This is a genomic window from Mycobacterium sp. IS-2888 (assembly GCF_001954215.1).
In the GTDB taxonomy this organism is placed as follows: domain Bacteria; phylum Actinomycetota; class Actinomycetes; order Mycobacteriales; family Mycobacteriaceae; genus Mycobacterium.
On sequence record NZ_MBET01000094.1, the window covers coordinates 180,597 to 196,110 of the forward strand.

The 15,514-nt window shown below is 65.8% G+C and carries 17 protein-coding genes and 1 pseudogene; 8 read left to right on the forward strand and 10 right to left on the reverse strand.

The genetic code is table 11. The features are described 5' to 3' along the window. Positions 1–309: 309 nt before the first annotated feature. Positions 310–615 carry a hypothetical protein gene (locus tag A5745_RS17845; protein WP_076117710.1) on the forward strand — a complete coding sequence of 102 codons (306 nt, stop codon included), beginning with the start codon at positions 310–312 and terminating at the stop codon, positions 613–615. A 33-nt stretch (positions 616–648) separates the two neighbouring features. On the opposite strand, the gene A5745_RS17850 is transcribed toward A5745_RS17845, so the two are convergent. Then, the gene (locus tag A5745_RS17850) at positions 649–828 is read right to left on the reverse strand and encodes a hypothetical protein (RefSeq protein WP_076117713.1); all 180 of its coding nucleotides are present in this window, start codon (positions 826–828) and stop codon (positions 649–651) included. Positions 829–1,089: 261 nt separating this feature from the next. Between A5745_RS17850 and rplM the strand changes: the two genes are divergently transcribed. The 3 genes from rplM to glmM all read left to right on the forward strand — a co-directional run bounded on the left by rplM (position 1,090) and on the right by glmM (position 3,505). Beyond that, complete coding sequence (rplM, locus tag A5745_RS17855) at positions 1,090–1,533, forward strand: 50S ribosomal protein L13 (RefSeq protein WP_076061642.1); 444 nt, start codon at positions 1,090–1,092, stop codon at positions 1,531–1,533. After that, entirely contained in the window at positions 1,530–2,027 is a 498-nt protein-coding gene (gene rpsI, locus A5745_RS17860; RefSeq protein WP_076061643.1) for a 30S ribosomal protein S9, read from the forward strand. Before rplM ends, rpsI begins: the two co-directional genes overlap by 4 nt. A 140-nt stretch (positions 2,028–2,167) precedes the next feature. Continuing rightward, positions 2,168–3,505 (forward strand): phosphoglucosamine mutase, encoded by a 1,338-nt coding sequence (glmM, locus tag A5745_RS17865; RefSeq protein ID WP_076117715.1) that lies wholly within the window; start codon positions 2,168–2,170, stop codon positions 3,503–3,505. 214 nt (positions 3,506–3,719) lie between these two features. On the opposite strand, the gene A5745_RS17870 is transcribed toward glmM, so the two are convergent. From A5745_RS17870 to A5745_RS25115, 9 genes and pseudogenes are all read right to left on the reverse strand, one after another. Further along, positions 3,720–4,040 carry a hypothetical protein gene (locus A5745_RS17870; protein WP_076117717.1) on the reverse strand — a complete coding sequence of 107 codons (321 nt, stop codon included), beginning with the start codon at positions 4,038–4,040 and terminating at the stop codon, positions 3,720–3,722. A gap of 37 nt (positions 4,041–4,077) precedes the next feature. Further along, positions 4,078–4,305 carry an excalibur calcium-binding domain-containing protein gene (locus tag A5745_RS17875; RefSeq protein WP_254848610.1) on the reverse strand — a complete coding sequence of 76 codons (228 nt, stop codon included), beginning with the start codon at positions 4,303–4,305 and terminating at the stop codon, positions 4,078–4,080. 67 nt (positions 4,306–4,372) lie between these two features. Continuing rightward, positions 4,373–4,663: a hypothetical protein gene (locus A5745_RS17880; protein ID WP_076117719.1), complete on the reverse strand. Its 291-nt coding sequence runs from the start codon at positions 4,661–4,663 to the stop codon at positions 4,373–4,375. 225 nt (positions 4,664–4,888) lie between these two features. Further along, positions 4,889–5,140 carry a hypothetical protein gene (locus A5745_RS17885; RefSeq protein WP_139329669.1) on the reverse strand — a complete coding sequence of 84 codons (252 nt, stop codon included), beginning with the start codon at positions 5,138–5,140 and terminating at the stop codon, positions 4,889–4,891. Positions 5,141–5,361: 221 nt separating this feature from the next. Beyond that, positions 5,362–6,873, reverse strand: a complete 1,512-nt coding sequence (locus A5745_RS17890; RefSeq protein WP_076117724.1) for a toll/interleukin-1 receptor domain-containing protein — start codon at positions 6,871–6,873, stop codon at positions 5,362–5,364. Between the two features lie 753 nt (positions 6,874–7,626). Then, entirely contained in the window at positions 7,627–8,670 is a 1,044-nt protein-coding gene (locus A5745_RS17895) for an LLM class F420-dependent oxidoreductase (protein WP_076117726.1), read from the reverse strand. 42 nt (positions 8,671–8,712) lie between these two features. Beyond that, a complete protein-coding gene (locus A5745_RS17900; protein ID WP_076117728.1) occupies positions 8,713–9,063 on the reverse strand; it encodes a nuclear transport factor 2 family protein in 351 nt (116 codons plus the stop codon). A gap of 32 nt (positions 9,064–9,095) precedes the next feature. Beyond that, a complete protein-coding gene (locus tag A5745_RS17905) occupies positions 9,096–9,935 on the reverse strand; it encodes a dienelactone hydrolase family protein (RefSeq protein ID WP_076117730.1) in 840 nt (279 codons plus the stop codon). Positions 9,936–9,944: 9 nt separating this feature from the next. Beyond that, positions 9,945–10,055, reverse strand: a pseudogene (locus tag A5745_RS25115) (Rv1535 family protein); the annotation flags it as partial. 478 nt (positions 10,056–10,533) lie between these two features. Between A5745_RS25115 and glmS the strand changes: the two are divergent. The 4 genes from glmS to A5745_RS17925 are packed head-to-tail and all read left to right on the forward strand — an operon-like array spanning position 10,534 to position 15,494. After that, on the forward strand, positions 10,534–12,399 hold the full coding sequence (glmS, locus tag A5745_RS17910; RefSeq protein WP_076117732.1) for a glutamine--fructose-6-phosphate transaminase (isomerizing): 1,866 nt from the start codon (positions 10,534–10,536) through the stop codon (positions 12,397–12,399). Positions 12,400–12,430: 31 nt separating this feature from the next. Beyond that, positions 12,431–13,357 carry a DUF4436 domain-containing protein gene (locus tag A5745_RS17915; RefSeq protein ID WP_076061659.1) on the forward strand — a complete coding sequence of 309 codons (927 nt, stop codon included), beginning with the start codon at positions 12,431–12,433 and terminating at the stop codon, positions 13,355–13,357. 30 nt (positions 13,358–13,387) lie between these two features. Further along, positions 13,388–14,068, forward strand: a complete 681-nt coding sequence (locus A5745_RS17920; protein ID WP_371337035.1) for a rhomboid-like protein — start codon at positions 13,388–13,390, stop codon at positions 14,066–14,068. A 10-nt stretch (positions 14,069–14,078) separates the two neighbouring features. Then, positions 14,079–15,494 carry an NAD(P)H-hydrate dehydratase gene (locus A5745_RS17925; RefSeq protein ID WP_076117734.1) on the forward strand — a complete coding sequence of 472 codons (1,416 nt, stop codon included), beginning with the start codon at positions 14,079–14,081 and terminating at the stop codon, positions 15,492–15,494. The last annotated feature ends 20 nt before the right edge of the window (positions 15,495–15,514 follow it).

Below are 15,514 nucleotides of genomic sequence, written 5' to 3' on the forward strand. Positions count from 1 at the left end.
TCACCGCTACCCCTTCCCGCGCGCGTGTAAGGCTACTACCGCGTATCGGTACGTCAATTCACCGAAAAACTGTGCCAGGTCGGCAAACATCGTCCAGTGTTGCTTAGCGATTGGGCGCCCGCCCGCGCGGGATTATCGCCCCACTTTCGCCCTCAACGCGTCTCGGCGTGTACGCGGAACGAAGGATGCGCCGCGCGCCGGTTTCCATCGCCTTTACGTCGGCGACCCGTCTGCCCAGGGACGAGTCGGTAGCGAAGGTAGAACTTTCGCGTAAGACTTGTTGGGGCCGTTGAGAGATGGAGTAAGGACATGCCCGGAGTGTTTGAAATTGAGCTGCAGTTCGCGCCTGGCCTAAACGACTCCTCTCAATTTGAGGCGCTGCTTGACGCGGTCGCGGACGAGTTAATGGCGCTGGGCGTCGATGCCGACTACACGGCTAGGTTGGCTGATCTGGCAGTGACTTGGACGATTGACGTGCCAGATGCGTCTGAAGATTCCCTCATCGGTGCGCTAAGCGCATTGCGATCGGCGCTCGATGCCACCGGGCGTATTTCCACTGAGAAGTTGGTCCCCAGGCACGATGTCGTCTCAACCCGCCACATGGCCCTGGCGTAGCTCCCATCGCCCTTAGCGATTCGCGGAAGCGCGCTATTCGCATGAGCAGCTGAACTCCCAGCGGTCGGGCCAAGAACCGGTGAGATCGCCGTAGCAGCAGAAGCGGATGGTCTCGCCCGTGTCGGAAGTGAGTTCGACTTCGTGCCAGTCTTCGTAGATGCGGCAGGACCAGAGGTAGAACTTGCGGGATAGCCAGCGCCGGAATGAGATCATGGCGGACCCTTCAAGGAACTCCGCTTAAGGCGAAGATGACAGTCTACCGCGACAAGCGCGCGGCACTGGATTCAAACCGACCGTCACCTGGTGGAGACGATTTTGACCTGCGGGGATGCGGGTCGGTAAGCTGCTCGGTTGGCGTGCGGTACGCCAGGGCCTCGGGTCAATGTCGGTCGCCGAGATCAAGCCCCGCCGTCAGCGCCTGACCGATGCCCGGGTCACACCGGGATCCACCTCGAGAAGAAGAAGGTAAGCGCTGTGCCCACATACGCGCCCAAGGCGGGTGACACCACGAGGTCGTGGTACGTCATCGACGCCACGGACGTGGTGCTTGGCCGCCTTGCCGTCGCGGCAGCCACCCTGCTGCGCGGTAAGCACAAGCCGACGTTCGCTCCCAATGTCGATGGCGGCGACTTCGTCATCGTCATCAACGCCGACAAGGTCGCCATCAGCGGCGACAAGCTGCAGAACAAGCTGGCCTTCACCCACTCGGGGTATCCCGGCGGCCTGCACAAGCGCACGATCGGCGAGCTGATGGAAAAGCACCCGACCCGCGTCGTGGAAAAGGCGATCGTCGGCATGCTGCCCAAGAACAAGCTCAGCCGTCAGATCCAGCGCAAGCTCCACGTCTACGCGGGCCCGGAGCATCCCCACATCGCACAAAAGCCGGTTCCGTACGAGATCAAGCAGGTGGCCCAGTGACCGAAACAACCGAGGCCGTCGAGACCGCGGCGACCCCAGAAACCCCGGAAACCCCGGCCGCTCCGGCGGAGACCCCGGCGGCCAAGCCCAGCGAGCCGTTCGTGTTCGAGCGGCCCATCCAGACCGTCGGCCGCCGCAAGGAGGCCGTGGTGCGGGTGCGCATCGTGCCCGGCACCGGCAAGTTCGACCTCAACGGCCGCAGCCTCGAGGACTACTTCCCCAACAAGGTGCACCAGCAGCTGATCAAGGCCCCGCTGGTCACCGTCGACCGGGTGGAGAGCTTCGACATCTTCGCGCTGCTGCACGGCGGGGGACCGTCGGGTCAGGCCGGCGCGCTGCGCCTGGGCATCGCCCGGGCGTTGATCCTGGCCTCGCCGGAGGACCGGCCGGCTTTGAAGAAGGCCGGGTTCCTCACCCGTGACCCGCGTGCCACCGAGCGCAAGAAGTACGGCTTGAAGAAGGCGCGCAAGGCGCCGCAGTACAGCAAGCGCTGATCACCGATCACTTTCTGGCCGCAACCGTGCATCTACTGCACCTTTAGCGGCGTGTCCGCGCGCATACACGCACGGTTTCGTCCAGAAATGAACGGGCATGTGTTAGGTGCACGACCGTCAACTGTGAGAGGTTTATCCGCATGGGTCGACTATTCGGCACCGACGGCGTTCGCGGGGTCGCCAATCGTGAGTTGACCGCCGAGCTGGCGTTGGCGCTGGGCTCTGCGGCCGCGCGGCGGCTGGCGAGCGCGGCGGGTCCGGGCCGCCGAGTCGCCGTGATCGGTCGCGACCCGCGAGCCAGCGGCGAAATGTTGGAGGCGGCGGTCATCGCCGGCCTGACCAGCGAGGGTGTGGACGCGCTGCGCGTCGGGGTGCTGCCGACCCCCGCGGTGGCCTACCTGACCGGCGCCTACGACGCCGACTTCGGGGTGATGATCTCGGCGTCGCACAACCCGATGCCCGACAACGGCATCAAGATCTTCGGCCCCGGCGGCCACAAGCTGGACGACGACACCGAGGACCAGATCGAAGAACTGGTCGCGGCCGGGCCCGGGTTGCGCCAGGTCGGCGCCGGGATCGGCCGTGTTCTCGACGCCGAGGATGCGGCCGACCGCTACCTGCGCCACGTCGGCAAGGTCAGCACGGCACCGCTCGACGGCCTGACCGTGGTCGTCGACTGCGCCCACGGCGCGGCATCGGTGGCCGCACCGCGCGCGTATCGCGCGGCCGGCGCCCGGGTCATCCCGATCCACGCCGAGCCCAACGGACTGAACATCAACGATGGCTGCGGCTCGACGCACCTCGACTCGCTGCGGGCGGCCGTCATCGACCACCGCGCCGACCTGGGCCTGGCGCACGACGGCGACGCCGACCGGTGCCTGGCCATCGACGCCAACGGCGAACTGGTCGACGGCGACGCGATCATGGTCGTGCTTGCGCGCGCGATGCAGGAGGCCGGCGAGCTGGCCTCCAACACCTTGGTGACCACGGTGATGAGCAATCTGGGCCTGCACCTGGCCATGCGCTCGGCCGGCATCACGGTGCGCACCACCGCCGTCGGCGACCGCTACGTCTTGGAGGCGTTGCGGGCCGGTGAGTACAGCCTCGGCGGTGAGCAATCCGGCCACATCGTGATGCCCGCGCTGGGGTCCACCGGCGATGGCATCGTCACCGGCCTGCGGCTGATGACCCGCATGGTGCAGACCGGCAAGTCGCTGGCCGACCTCGCCTCGCAGATGCAGACGTTGCCGCAGGTGCTGATCAACGTCGAGGTCGCCGACAAGGCCGCCGCCGCCGCGGCGCCCGCGGTGCAAGCCGCGGTGGAGCGGGCCAAAGCGGAGCTCGGTGATACCGGGCGAATTCTGTTGCGCCCCTCGGGAACTGAACCGATGATCCGGGTGATGGTGGAAGCGCCCGAAGCGGACGTGGCTCGGCACGTCGCCACCCGAGTTGCCGAAGCGGTGAGCGCTCAGGGCTGATCCGCGATCCGGGAACCCCGACGGGGGATCCCGCGGCTTGCCTTGGCACGCAATCGGATCGCTCCGCGCCCGCAGCGTTACCGGCGCGCGGGAAGCGTTGCCAACAATGTCGTCCAGTCCGGCGATCCCGCGAGAGTCGTTGTCCTGCTTGGGGATTTGGCTGCCACGGGTCGAATGGCGAAACCACCTATCGCGCCATATCGGCCTTGGTCCATTAGTCAGACGCGGCGCCCCTCCGTCTCTGGCTCGGGATAAACAGCCCGGCGACGGCCACTGCGCCTCCGACGACCAGCAAGACGGTAGTCAACATATGCATGCTGTCGAGCTTGTTATCGCACTTCTCCCCATAGCGGCTTGGAGTCCCCACGGGATGATTGAATTGGTCCTTCGATTCAGCGTCGCGACCATAGCTGCGGGTGAATGCGGAACCGCATCCGATTGTGGTGCCGTCCACAGTGATGGTCTGCTTACCGATACCCATCAAGATGCCGACGATGACGAGAATGCTTCCTAAAACAATGGCGAATGCTTTCATTTCCCTGCCTGTGTCGAGTAGTGGCTCGGCCTGCTCATTACCGGGCGCGGGACTCGCACGCGATCCCGTTGTGGTCTTTGTCCAGCGCGGGTCTGTAGGCGGGGTCGTCCGCGGGAATGTTCCAGCGGCCATCCTTGTGGGCCTCGTCGCAGTTTTTATAGAAGACCCGAGGCCGGCTGGGGGTGGTCGTGAAGTGAGTGCTCGGATAGGGGGATCGTGGAAGGGACACGCCACGCTTGGCCAGGGCCACGATGACGATGGCCACGCAGACCACGATGACCGCGATCAGTATCCAGGCGACAACATGCGCGAGTCGGTCGCGTGCCGTCTCACTAAGCGCTAGTCGTCGCACTTGATGGCGATGCGGCCGCCTTCTCCCGCCCTTGCAGCACAGTGAGGTGGTCGCGCGCGGTTTGGTATGCCCGGTGGCCGCTCTTGACGCCGCCGTGCGGGGTGATTATTTCCACCGGGCCGCGCTGAAATTGATGGCTGGCCGCCCACCACCCGCTTGACAGCCGGTGCATGACGTAGGCATGGCCCCGCCGCGTGAGCATCGATGCGCAGCACCCGTGCTCGTCCTTGGGTTCGATGTCGTTGTAATGGAAGCTGTATTGGTCTCTCATTGCTCGGAACCCCTTTGGGACGCTCGTGTTTGCCGACGTAGCCCGATTCGCCGATGGGAGCCTAAGCGCTTGGCCGAGTATTCACGCTCGGAATTGTGAAAATTTTGGGTGGCCGGTGGTAGCGCCGCCCGCTCAGCTCGCGGCGTTCATCCAGCAGCGCATCCGCCGCGTCGACGGCATTGGCCCGCGGGCAGCGTACGTCTGCCGCCTTGCTGACGCCCGCCGCTAAGGGGAGTGGGTCGCTTCCCACAGCTCGGCCTGTTCCTTCGCGGCCTCAAGCGACTCGCACATCTCCTGGTGTATGACTTTCTCGCCAACCAAATGCAGGACCATCCACCCATCGTCGCCCTGGTGTTGGATGCCGTATTGCCGCTTGCCGCGCTCGGCTTGGCAGTCAAACCGATGCGGCCCTGTCGGGATGCCTGTGGTCAACAGGATTATCTCGCCGTTGTCGCGCCACTCCAGAGTGTCGCTCATGCCGACCATTAAACTCCACACCGCGCTCCCGTGGTTGATGCTTCTAATCATGCCTCTAAACATGTTGTGCGACAACGTAATTGATCGCAAAATCGAAGGTATGACCGCCGCCCCACCCCCAAGGGCCCCTCAAAAGTCGGCGCGGCCGCTCGCGGTGCTGATCTACGTCAGCCATTTCCCCCTCCGCCGTACGGGACCCTGGAAACGCCGGCGGCGGCCAGCTACCAGTGCCTGCGGGCGATGTCTTTGAAATTTTCGCCGTACTGCTGGATCGCGATCGCAGCGCGGTCGGCGGCCCCTCCGAATAAACCGGCTTGCAACGGCTTCCACACCGAACCAGATGCGGCGTGCTCGTCGGCGAGGTCGGTAACGGGGTCGCAGTGACGGTGGGAATACCGCCAGGTCGACCGCCCGAACCATGTATTTCGGAATCGCAGCGGGCGGCCCTCGCCGGTGTCCTTCACATTCCCGAGATCTTCATTTACGACTCCGAGTACTACCTCTGCGTAATCGAATGCGCTCTGATACGCATCAGCGTCGGGGAACTGCTCGGCGAACATCTCCGTCAACAGGGCGAACATCCACTCAGCAGCTGGCGTGTGGAACTTCCCGTACTTTCGGTCGAAACCCGTTACAGCAGAGGGAAAGTCGTCGTCGCTCGTCGCAGAGCGTGCCAGCACGTGAGCGGTGATCTCACCGTAGCCGAACGGGTCCCACGGAGTGACCGACTCGATGATCGCAACCCGCTTGCCTTCGTAACCCCGGTCCGACACCATGTTGTCGACGAGGAGGGCCTTGAAGTTGTCCCAGCGCCCCTGGCCGGTCGATGCCAGCGCGGCGACCATTACGGACACCAGAACCGGGATGTGACAGAGGTCGAGCAGCACTGTCGTTCCACCCCGTGGTTTTAGTGCCTCGGCGCTCAGCGCGCGCATGCCTTTGACCCAAGGGCTGAGCGTCTCTGGTGAACCCCAGCGGGACGCGACCTGCAGTGACCAGCAGAACGGCTCGACGAGTTCCCAGTACTTCGTTGCAGTTTCGGCCAGCAGGACCGTGAGTTCGTCCTGGGTGCCGCCCGTGAACTGTTCCGGAAAGCGTCCGGTGTCCCGCATGCCGGTGAGCACCCGGGACACCTCTTGGGTAACGAGCTCGTCGAGCTCGATTTCCCTTGCGGGATCCCGGATCATTTGCTTCGTGAGATCCCGTAGGAGCCTTGGTCGATCTTCGGCGGTGGCCTCGCCGACGGCGGTGCGCACTATGGCGGGGTCGATCGTCTCCAACCCCATTACCCGCTTGATGGCCTCCACGAGCTTCACGGCGTTCTCGGCGTAGCCGTCACCGAAGAGGTCGATGTAATTGACGTCGCCCAGCATCTGGCCGGCACCCAATTCCCACGCGGGAATCTCGCAATCGTCGAGCCGAACCGGGATCAAGTAGGTTCGACCGGGCGGACGCAGGCGGAACTCCTCAATCGCGAGGGTCAACTCCTCATTCTGGAACGACTTCGGTTTGTTGCCAGATTGCGTGGAAAAGCATGCGATGAACGCGAGCGAATCTGACTTGATCGCATCGCGGATCTTCGAACGCCACATGTCGCCCGGGCCGAGCGCGGTGCGGTCTCTCCAATGGGGGATCTTCGCCGCGTCGAGAATGCGGCAGAGCCTGTCGATTTGTCCGGAGTCTTCGCGCACGTACGAAATGAATGCGTGCTTGCCGGAGCGCTGGTCGGTCACGAGTTGTCTTTCCTTTACTGATAGAAAATGTCTATGGCAGCCTTCGCTGCACCTTCCTTGGATGGCACCAGAAACACTACACCTAGTGGTCGACAAGTTACCGACATACAAGATATTCGGAATAACAGTTTTGAAATTCCCTGGTCGTGAGGTTGCTGGCGCGCAGGCATCGGCGTGTCGCTGCGCCTGCGTCGCCTGGCCTCTCGCGGGCACGAAAAAGACCCCGCCCTGTGCGGGCGGGGTCTCGTCCATTCATCGATTTATCGGATCCTGGTGCCATCCAAGGTCACGACAACTCGCGTCCGTCACTGTGCATTATTACGCGGGCCGCGTCAACCGACCACGCGGAAAAGGTCGTAGGCAAATCACCGACTGTCGGTCTTAATGACAGCTCAGGCACGAAGCGTGTTCGGATCTTGCATCGCAGCGACCGGCGGCGCTGGCAGCCAGGTGACGCGGGTGATCGCCGCGCAGTGCGCGGCCACGAGGTGGTACCCGATGCCCATGGCCAGCAGAGACGGAGCAACGCCAGGGGCCGCGTCTCGCGCCGACGTGATGCCCAGACGGGTGTTGACACCCGAATCGTCAGGTACGGGTCGCCCTGGCGATACAGGTCGCGCCCCACGAACAGGTGCGAGGAACCCCAGTTGTGCGAATCTTGTGCAGCATCGCATTTATGCTGCTCAAACCGTGGCCCCGGCAGGATTCGAACCTGCCGTGCCGATCAGCTTCCGCAGGCGGGACAGTGAGTGCTCAGGACGGCCGCAGCTGGAGCGCTTCCTCGACGAAGCGCACGGACTCTTCGGCGTCGGTCGCCATCGGGCTCACCAACAGCGTCGTGACTCCGGACTCGGCGAATGCCGCCAGGCGCTCGGCGATGAAGCCGCGTGGTCCGACGAGCGACATCCCGCGCACCAATTCGTCGGGCACCAAGTCGATCGCCTCACGCTTGCGGCCGGACAGATACAGCTCCTGGATCTTGTCCGCGACCTCGCCGTACCCGTAGCGCGTCGCGAGGTTGTGGTAGAAGTTGCGGCCCTTGGCACCCATTCCGCCGAGATAGAGGGCTAGCTGCGGCTTGGCCCACGCCAGCCGGTCGTCGACATTCTCGCCGATGGCCAGCGACGCGTGCACCATGACGTCTAACGGTCCCAGAGCCGGATCCCGTTTTGTGGCACCGGCTTTCAGCGCCTCGCCCCACACCGAGTCGGCCTTCTCGGGAAGATAGAAGACCGGCTGCCAGCCCTCGGCGATCTCGGCGGTGAGCTCGACGTTCTTCGGCCCCAGCGCCGCGATCGTTATCGGAATGCGTTCGCGCACAGGATGATTGATGAGCTGCAGGGGTTTGCCCAGACCCGTTCCGCGGTCCGCGGGCAGGGGGAGCTGGTAGTACTTGCCGTCGTATTGCACCCGCTCGCGGCGCCACACTTTCCGGCAGATCTCGACGACCTCGCGGGTGCGGCCCAGCGGGGCGTCGAACGGGACGCCGTGAAACCCCTCCATCACCTGAGGCCCCGACGTGCCGATGCCAAGACGGAACCGGCCGTCGGACACGAAGTCCAGGCCCGCGGCGGTCATCGCCAGCAGCGACGGCGTGCGGATGTAGATGGGAACCACGCCCGTGGCCAATTCGACGGTGTTGGTCTTGGCGGCCAGGTACCCGAGTTGGCTGATGGCGTCGTAGGAATACGCCTCGGCCACCACCGCGATGTCGATGCCTTCTTTCTCAAGTTCGACGACGCGGTCGACGGCCTCTTTAAATCCACCCGAATAATCCAGAGCGATCCCGATTCGCATCAACGATGCATATCACGACGTGAAATTCGCTCGACGTGGACCTCAGCCTGCCGACGTGCCCGTCCAGTACTCCGCGAACCGCTGACCGTCGCCGGTGAGACGGAGGATGTCATTGCCGGTGAACGAGACCGGGCCGTCCGGGCCCTGGCCAGTGCCGACCCACCGGCCGGCGAGGAATGCGCCGTCGGAAAAGGGCCCGATTTCAACAGAAAACTTCAAGCCCGACACCATGTTTCGTGTCTGCTCGACGATCTGCTGGAGCTCGTCTGGGCCGTGTACGTCCCGGTCGGGCCAATGGCCGACGAAGTCGTCGGTGACGATCTCGGCCGCGACCGGTCGGCCGGCCCAGAGTTCGGTGATCCAGCGGTTGTAGAGCGTTTGGACGGTAACCATTGCGCGCGACTACCCGTTCGGTGTGTCCGCAATCACTTCAGCAGCGCGACGATCTTTTCTTCCGGCGTGATCGGCGGTGCGTCGGGGTCCACGAGATCTGTCTTGGGCAGGTGCGCGTCCGGGTCTGCGAAGGCACGATAGGTCTTCTCCCCAGCCAGCGTGGCGAGCAGGTACCCGGTCAGCAGCGCCCGAACCGATCGCTGCGTGCCGCGATGCGCGCCGGGCAGCCCGACCGCTTTCGTCAGCCGCCGGCCCTCGACCAGGCCGCCGGGTTGGGCCTTGCTGACGATGCGGAGCGTGGCCGCGGTCCACGCGCGCGAAAGCGCCAAGGCGTTGGAATTCAACGTCTTTGGGTCGCCCGGCGCGGTCAGAATCAAACCCGGGACCCCTAGCGTCGCGGCCGGCTGCTCGGCCGGGGGACTGGTGACGGTCGGGAACAGCGCCGCCACGGCCGCGGGCTTGGCCGGCATGCCGGCCGCAGCGAAGACCGCGGCCGAGCCGCCGAAACCGTGGCCCACCACGCCGAGCTTGGCGGGGTGCACGCTGATCTTGCCGGGCCCGAGCCGCACGCCGGCCACGATGTCGAGGGTGGTGCCGAGATCGAAGGCCAGGTTGAGCACCGAGGGCGCCAGGCCGCGTTCGGTGTCGGGGGCGGCGGCCACGATGCCCCACGACGCCAGATGCTCCAGCAGACCCGAGTAGCGGGCGGCGCCGGCCAGCCACGTGTGACCGAACGCGACACCGGGCAGATTCAGTCCGGCTTCCGGCGTGTAGACCACCCCCGGCAAACCGGCGAACGCCAGGTCACCGCGCAAAACCCGATGTGGGCCGCGCCGGCTGAGAGCTTTGACGAGCTTGCGGGTTCGGGCCACGCGTCGACGTTAGCGCACCTCGATCAGCCCGAGCCGCCAGAGCGCCGCGTACACCTGGCGCAGCGGAATGCTCAGCAAACGAGCGGCCGTGTCCAGCACGGGGTCACCCCGATCGATCGGCGGCCGAGGGCTCGCCACCGCTTCGTCGTACGGAACAGCAGTCATGATCCGCTCCTAAAAGATTGCGCGGAAGTTCCGAGAAGAATTTGCGGATATCGGCATTGAGGTCTACGAGAGCTGACAACTAAAAACAAATTGATCGATGGTGGGGCGGTCTGTTGTTGCGGCATAACTACTGCGCCGCAACATCATTCGTCGTAGTGACGGTTCCTTTCACTTGCCGATATCCCGAATTTTAAGTGTGCGTCGCGATGGAGCAATGAAAGTATAGGAAACGTCAGAAATACATTAGGTGACAAACACGCATTGTTTAGGAATATGATTTCGGCCGAAATGTAGGCGCCGCCGTCGCCCGTGGCGTGCGTTTCGCGGACGACCGCACCCGGCGATGCCCGCCTCTCGGCACATTTACGCAGGTCAACGCGCTGCAGGTCCAGCCTGCTGGGACCGCAGGAGCCGCTCCACTACCCTGTGCAGGATGTGCGGAATCGTCGGCTACGTCGGGCAGCGCCCTGCCTTCGACGTCGTCATGGACGCACTGCGCCGGATGGAGTACCGCGGCTACGACTCGTCGGGAATCGCACTGCTGGACGGCATGGGCAAACTCACCGTGCGTCGCCGCGCCGGCCGGCTGGCCAACTTGGAGAAGACGACGGCCGAGATGCCGGCGGAAGCGCTGACCGGAACCACCGGGCTGGGCCACACCCGCTGGGCCACCCACGGCCGGCCCACCGACCGCAACGCCCACCCGCACCGCGACGCCGCCGGCAAGATCGCCGTCGTCCACAACGGGATCATCGAGAACTACGCCGACCTGCGCCACGAACTGGAGGCCGACGGCGTCGAGTTTTCCAGCGACACCGACACCGAAGTCGCGGTGCACCTGGTTTCGCAGGCCTATCGCCATGGCGCAACGGCCGGTGATTTCGTGGCCTCGGTGCTGGCCGTGCTGCGCCGGCTCGAGGGCCACTTCACCCTGGTGTTCGCCAACGCCGACGAACCCGGCACGATCGTCGCCGCCCGCCGGTCGACGCCGCTGGTGCTGGGGGTCGGGGACGGCGAGATGTTCGTGGGCTCCGACGTGGCCGCGTTCATCACCCATACCCGCAACGCCGTCGAACTCGGCCAGGACCAGGCCGTGGTGCTCAAGGCCGACGGCTACCGGATCACCGACTTCCACGGCAACGAAGACGTGGAGTACCGCGAGTTCTACATCGACTGGGACCTGTCCGCCGCCGAGAAGGGCGGCTACGAGTTCTTCATGCTCAAAGAGATCGCCGAGCAGCCCACCGCGGTGGCCGATACCCTGCTCGGCCATTTCGTCAACGGCCGGATCGTGCTCGACGAACAGCGACTGTCCGACCAGGAACTGCGCGAGATCGACAAGGTGTTCGTGGTCGCCTGCGGCACCGCGTATCACTCGGGACTGCTGGCGAAATACGCGATCGAGCACTGGACGCGGCTTCCCGTGGAAGTGGAGCTCGCCAGCGAATTCCGTTACCGGGACCCGGTTTTGGATCGCAGCACGCTGGTGGTCGCCATCTCGCAGTCGGGCGAGACTGCGGACACCCTGGAAGCGGTCCGGCACGCCAAGGATCAGAAGGCCAAGGTGCTGGCGATCTGCAACACCAACGGCTCGCAGATCCCGCGCGAGTGCGACGCGGTGCTCTACACCCGCGCCGGCCCGGAGATCGGCGTCGCCTCGACCAAGACATTCCTGGCGCAGATCGCCGCCAACTATCTCGTCGGCCTGGCGCTGGCGCAGGCCCGCGGCACCAAGTATCCCGACGAGGTCGAAAGCGAGTACCGCGAGCTGGAGGCGATGCCAGACCTGGTGGCGCGGGTGCTCGCGACGGTCGAACCTGTGGCGGCCCTTGCCCATCGGTTCGCCCAGTCCTCGACCATCCTCTTCCTGGGTCGCCACGTCGGCTACCCGGTCGCGCTGGAAGGCGCGCTGAAGCTCAAAGAGCTGGCCTACATGCACGCCGAGGGTTTCGCGGCCGGCGAACTCAAGCACGGCCCGATCGCGTTGATCGAGGACGACCTGCCCGTCATCGTCGTCATGCCCTCGCCGAAGGGGTCGGCCACGCTGCACGCCAAGCTGCTGTCCAACATCCGCGAGATCCAGTCCCGCGGCGCGGTGACGATCGTGATCGCCGAAGAGGGCGACGACACCGTGCGGCCCTACGCCGATCACTTGTTCGAAATCCCTTCCGTGTCAACACTTTTGCAGCCTCTGCTGTCGACCATCCCGCTGCAGGTGTTCGCGGCGTCCGTGGCGCAGGCCCGCGGCTATGACGTCGACAAGCCCCGAAACCTGGCCAAATCCGTCACCGTCGAATAGTCGTTGAACTCGACAGGGGGAGTCGTCGCTGATGAAATTGGGCATCGCGGGTCTGCTGCTCTTCATCGCGGCCTACATCGCATCGACCACGTTGTACGGCAGCGCCGGTAAGGGCCCGCATGACCTGACTCGAGCGCAGCCGACCTCCGACGGCACCACGGTGACGATCGACCTGCAGGACGTCGCGCAGAGCAACACCGTGCTGATGACCAACATGTCGATCGCGCCCGGGCCCGCGCTGCTGGATCCGCGCACGCACGGGCTCACCGAAGACCTCAGCGTGGTGGTCACCTCCACGGCAACGCCCACCAAGCGCACGTGGTCGAAAGACGTGCTGCCCGGCACGTTTCCGGTTCCGCTCACCCTCAGCGGTGACGTGACCAACTGGCCTTTCGACCACTACGTTTCGGGGCCGGTCACCGTCGAACTCTTCCGCGGTCCCGAGCAAAGGCCCGAACGGGCCGCGGTGAGGTTCGTGGACCGGCTGGCCGGCTGGCAGATCGACATTCCCGCCCCCGCCACGGCCGACGGCCTGGCGCCCTACCAGGTGAAGCTGCAGCGGTCGGCGGGCACTGTGGCGTTCGCCGTCGTCATCGTCGGGGTACTCGTCGGGCTGGCCGCCCTCGGCCTCGTCGTTGCGGTTCTGACGGCGCTCGACAAACGGCAGTTCCAGCCGCCGATGACGACGTGGTATGCGGCGATGCTCTTCGCGGTGGTACCGCTGCGCAACGCGCTGCCCAACGCGCCGCCGTTCGGCTCCTGGATCGACGTCCGGGTCGTGCTCTGGGTGGTCGTCGTGCTGGTGCTCTCGATGATGGTGTACATCACCTGCTGGTGGCGGCACTTACCGCCCGATTTCGTCAAACCTGGAAAGCCGGCCGAGAACCCAGCTGGGGAAGCAGCGGAGTCGCCTCCGGACGAGTCAGCGACGGCCGCGTCGCCGGCGTGCAACAGTTGAGCGGTGGCCAATGCATCGGTGAGGACACGACTGCGCGGCATGGCGCTCGCGGTCTGGCGCTTCATCATCGATGCGCCGCTGACCTACAGCTGGCTGTTGGTGCTGCTGATCACGACGATCGTGCAAAACCAACTTCCCGGGCGGGAACTGCACTCCGTGCTGCTGCACCGCTCCACCAACATCCACGAGTTGGGCACCAACCCGCTGGGTGTGCTGTTCTCCAGCCTGCTGTGGATCGACGGAAAGAACCTGGAGCCGTTCTTACTGCTGTTCACCCTTTTCCTGGCGCCGGCCGAACACTGGCTGGGCCAGCTGCGCTGGCTCACCGTGGGATTGACGTCGCACATCCTCGCCACCTACATCAGCGAAGGCATCCTCTACTACGCGATCGAGGAACACGAAGCGCCGGAAAGGCTGGTGCACGCGCGCGACATCGGCGTCAGCTATTTCCTTGTCGGCGTGATGGCCGTGCTGACCTATCACATTGCGCGGCCGTGGCGCTGGGGCTACCTCGGCGTGCTATTCGTCATCTTCGGTTTCCCGCTGCTCACGATGAACCATCACGCGCTGAACTTCACCGCGATCGGCCACTTCGCGTCGATCCTCATCGGGCTCTGCTTCTACCCGATGGCGCGTGAGCGCAAGCGCCCGCCGCTGAACCCGGCGAAACTCGGAACCGCATTCCGCCGCTTCCGGTCCGGGGAAACCTAGGCTGGCTTCGATGCGGCATTACTACTCCGTATACGCGATCCGCGACGCCGAAGCGCCGCTGCTGGCCAGCCTGCCCGACGGGGCCTTGATGAGACGGGCCGCCTTCGGGCTGGCCACCGAGATCATCGCGGAACTCACCGCCCGAACCGGCGGGGTCGCCGGCCGTCGGGTGTGTGCGGTCGTCGGCTCGGGCGACAACGGCGGCGACGCGCTGTGGGCGGCGACCTTCCTGCGCCGTCGCGGCGCGGGAGCCGATGCGGTGCTGCTCAAGCCGGATCGCACGCACCGCAAGGGGCTGGCGGCCTTCCGGAAAGCCGGCGGGCGCGTCGTCGAAAGTGTCTCGGCCACAACCGATCTCGTCATCGACGGGGTCGTGGGCATTTCCGGCTCGGGACCGCTGCGGCCGGGGGCCGCCGAGGTGTTCGCCGCCGCAGAGGGGATTCCGGTGATCGCGGTCGACACCCCCAGCGGGATCGACGTGGAGACCGGAGCGATCACCGGCCCCGCCGTGCGGGCGGCGCTGACCGTAACCTTCGGGGGGCTCAAGCCGGTGCACGCGCTGGCCGACTGCGGGCGCGTCGTCCTGGTCGACATCGGGCTCGATCTGCCGGAGACCGACATGCTGGGTTTCGAAGCCGCCGACGTGGCCGCGCGGTGGCCGGTGCCCGGCCCCCACGACGACAAGTACACCCAGGGTGTGACGGGGGTGATGGCCGGCTCGTCGACCTATCCGGGTGCGGCGGTGCTGTGCACCGGGGCCGCCGTCGCGGCCACCTCCGGCATGGTCCGCTATGCGGGTAGTGCCCACGCCGAGGTGCTCGCGCAGTGGCCGGAGGTCATCGCGGCGCCCACCCCGGCGGCCGCCGGGCGGGTGCAGTCGTGGGTGGTCGGGCCGGGCCTGGGCACCGACGACGCCGGGGCCGCGGCGCTGTGGTTCGCGCTGGAGACCGACCTGCCGGTGATCGTCGACGCCGACGGGCTGACCATCCTGGCCGCCCACCCCGATCTCGTCGCCAACCGCGCAGCGCCGACCGTGCTGACCCCGCACGCGGGCGAATTCGCGCGGCTCGCGGGTAGTCCGCCCGGCGACGATCGCGTGGGCGCCGCCCGCAAACTGGCCGACACGTTCGGCGCCACGGTGCTGCTCAAGGGCAACGTCACGATCGTCGCCGACCCCGGCGGCCCGGTCTATCTCAATCCCGCCGGGCAGTCCTGGGCCGCGACCGCGGGCTCCGGCGACGTGCTCTCGGGCATGATCGGCGCGCTGCTGGCCTCCGGGCTGCCGGCCGGTGAGGCGGCCGCGGCCGCGGCGTTCGTGCATGCCCGCGCGGCGGAGCTGTCCGCCGCCGACCCCGGACCCGGCGAGGCGCCGACGTCGTCGTCGCGGATGGTCCCGCACATCCGGGCCGCCCTGGCCGCCCTGTAGCACCAACGAAAGGATCCGCC

Excerpts from the sequence above, each read along its gene's own strand:
- A5745_RS17845 (WP_076117710.1), top strand. The coding sequence starts at position 310 with ATGCCCGGAGTGTTTGAAATTGAGCTGCAGTTCGCGCCTGGCCTAAAC.
- A5745_RS17850 (WP_076117713.1), bottom strand. The coding sequence starts at position 828 with ATGATCTCATTCCGGCGCTGGCTATCCCGCAAGTTCTACCTCTGGTCC.
- glmM (WP_076117715.1), top strand. The coding sequence starts at position 2,168 with ATGGGTCGACTATTCGGCACCGACGGCGTTCGCGGGGTCGCCAATCGT.
- A5745_RS17870 (WP_076117717.1), bottom strand. The coding sequence starts at position 4,040 with ATGAAAGCATTCGCCATTGTTTTAGGAAGCATTCTCGTCATCGTCGGC.
- A5745_RS17880 (WP_076117719.1), bottom strand. The coding sequence starts at position 4,663 with ATGAGAGACCAATACAGCTTCCATTACAACGACATCGAACCCAAGGAC.
- A5745_RS17885 (WP_139329669.1), bottom strand. The coding sequence starts at position 5,140 with ATGAGCGACACTCTGGAGTGGCGCGACAACGGCGAGATAATCCTGTTG.
- A5745_RS17895 (WP_076117726.1), bottom strand. The coding sequence starts at position 8,670 with ATGCGAATCGGGATCGCTCTGGATTATTCGGGTGGATTTAAAGAGGCC.
- A5745_RS17900 (WP_076117728.1), bottom strand. The coding sequence starts at position 9,063 with ATGGTTACCGTCCAAACGCTCTACAACCGCTGGATCACCGAACTCTGG.
- glmS (WP_076117732.1), top strand. The coding sequence starts at position 10,534 with ATGTGCGGAATCGTCGGCTACGTCGGGCAGCGCCCTGCCTTCGACGTC.
- A5745_RS17915 (WP_076061659.1), top strand. The coding sequence starts at position 12,431 with ATGAAATTGGGCATCGCGGGTCTGCTGCTCTTCATCGCGGCCTACATC.
- A5745_RS17925 (WP_076117734.1), top strand. The coding sequence starts at position 14,079 with ATGCGGCATTACTACTCCGTATACGCGATCCGCGACGCCGAAGCGCCG.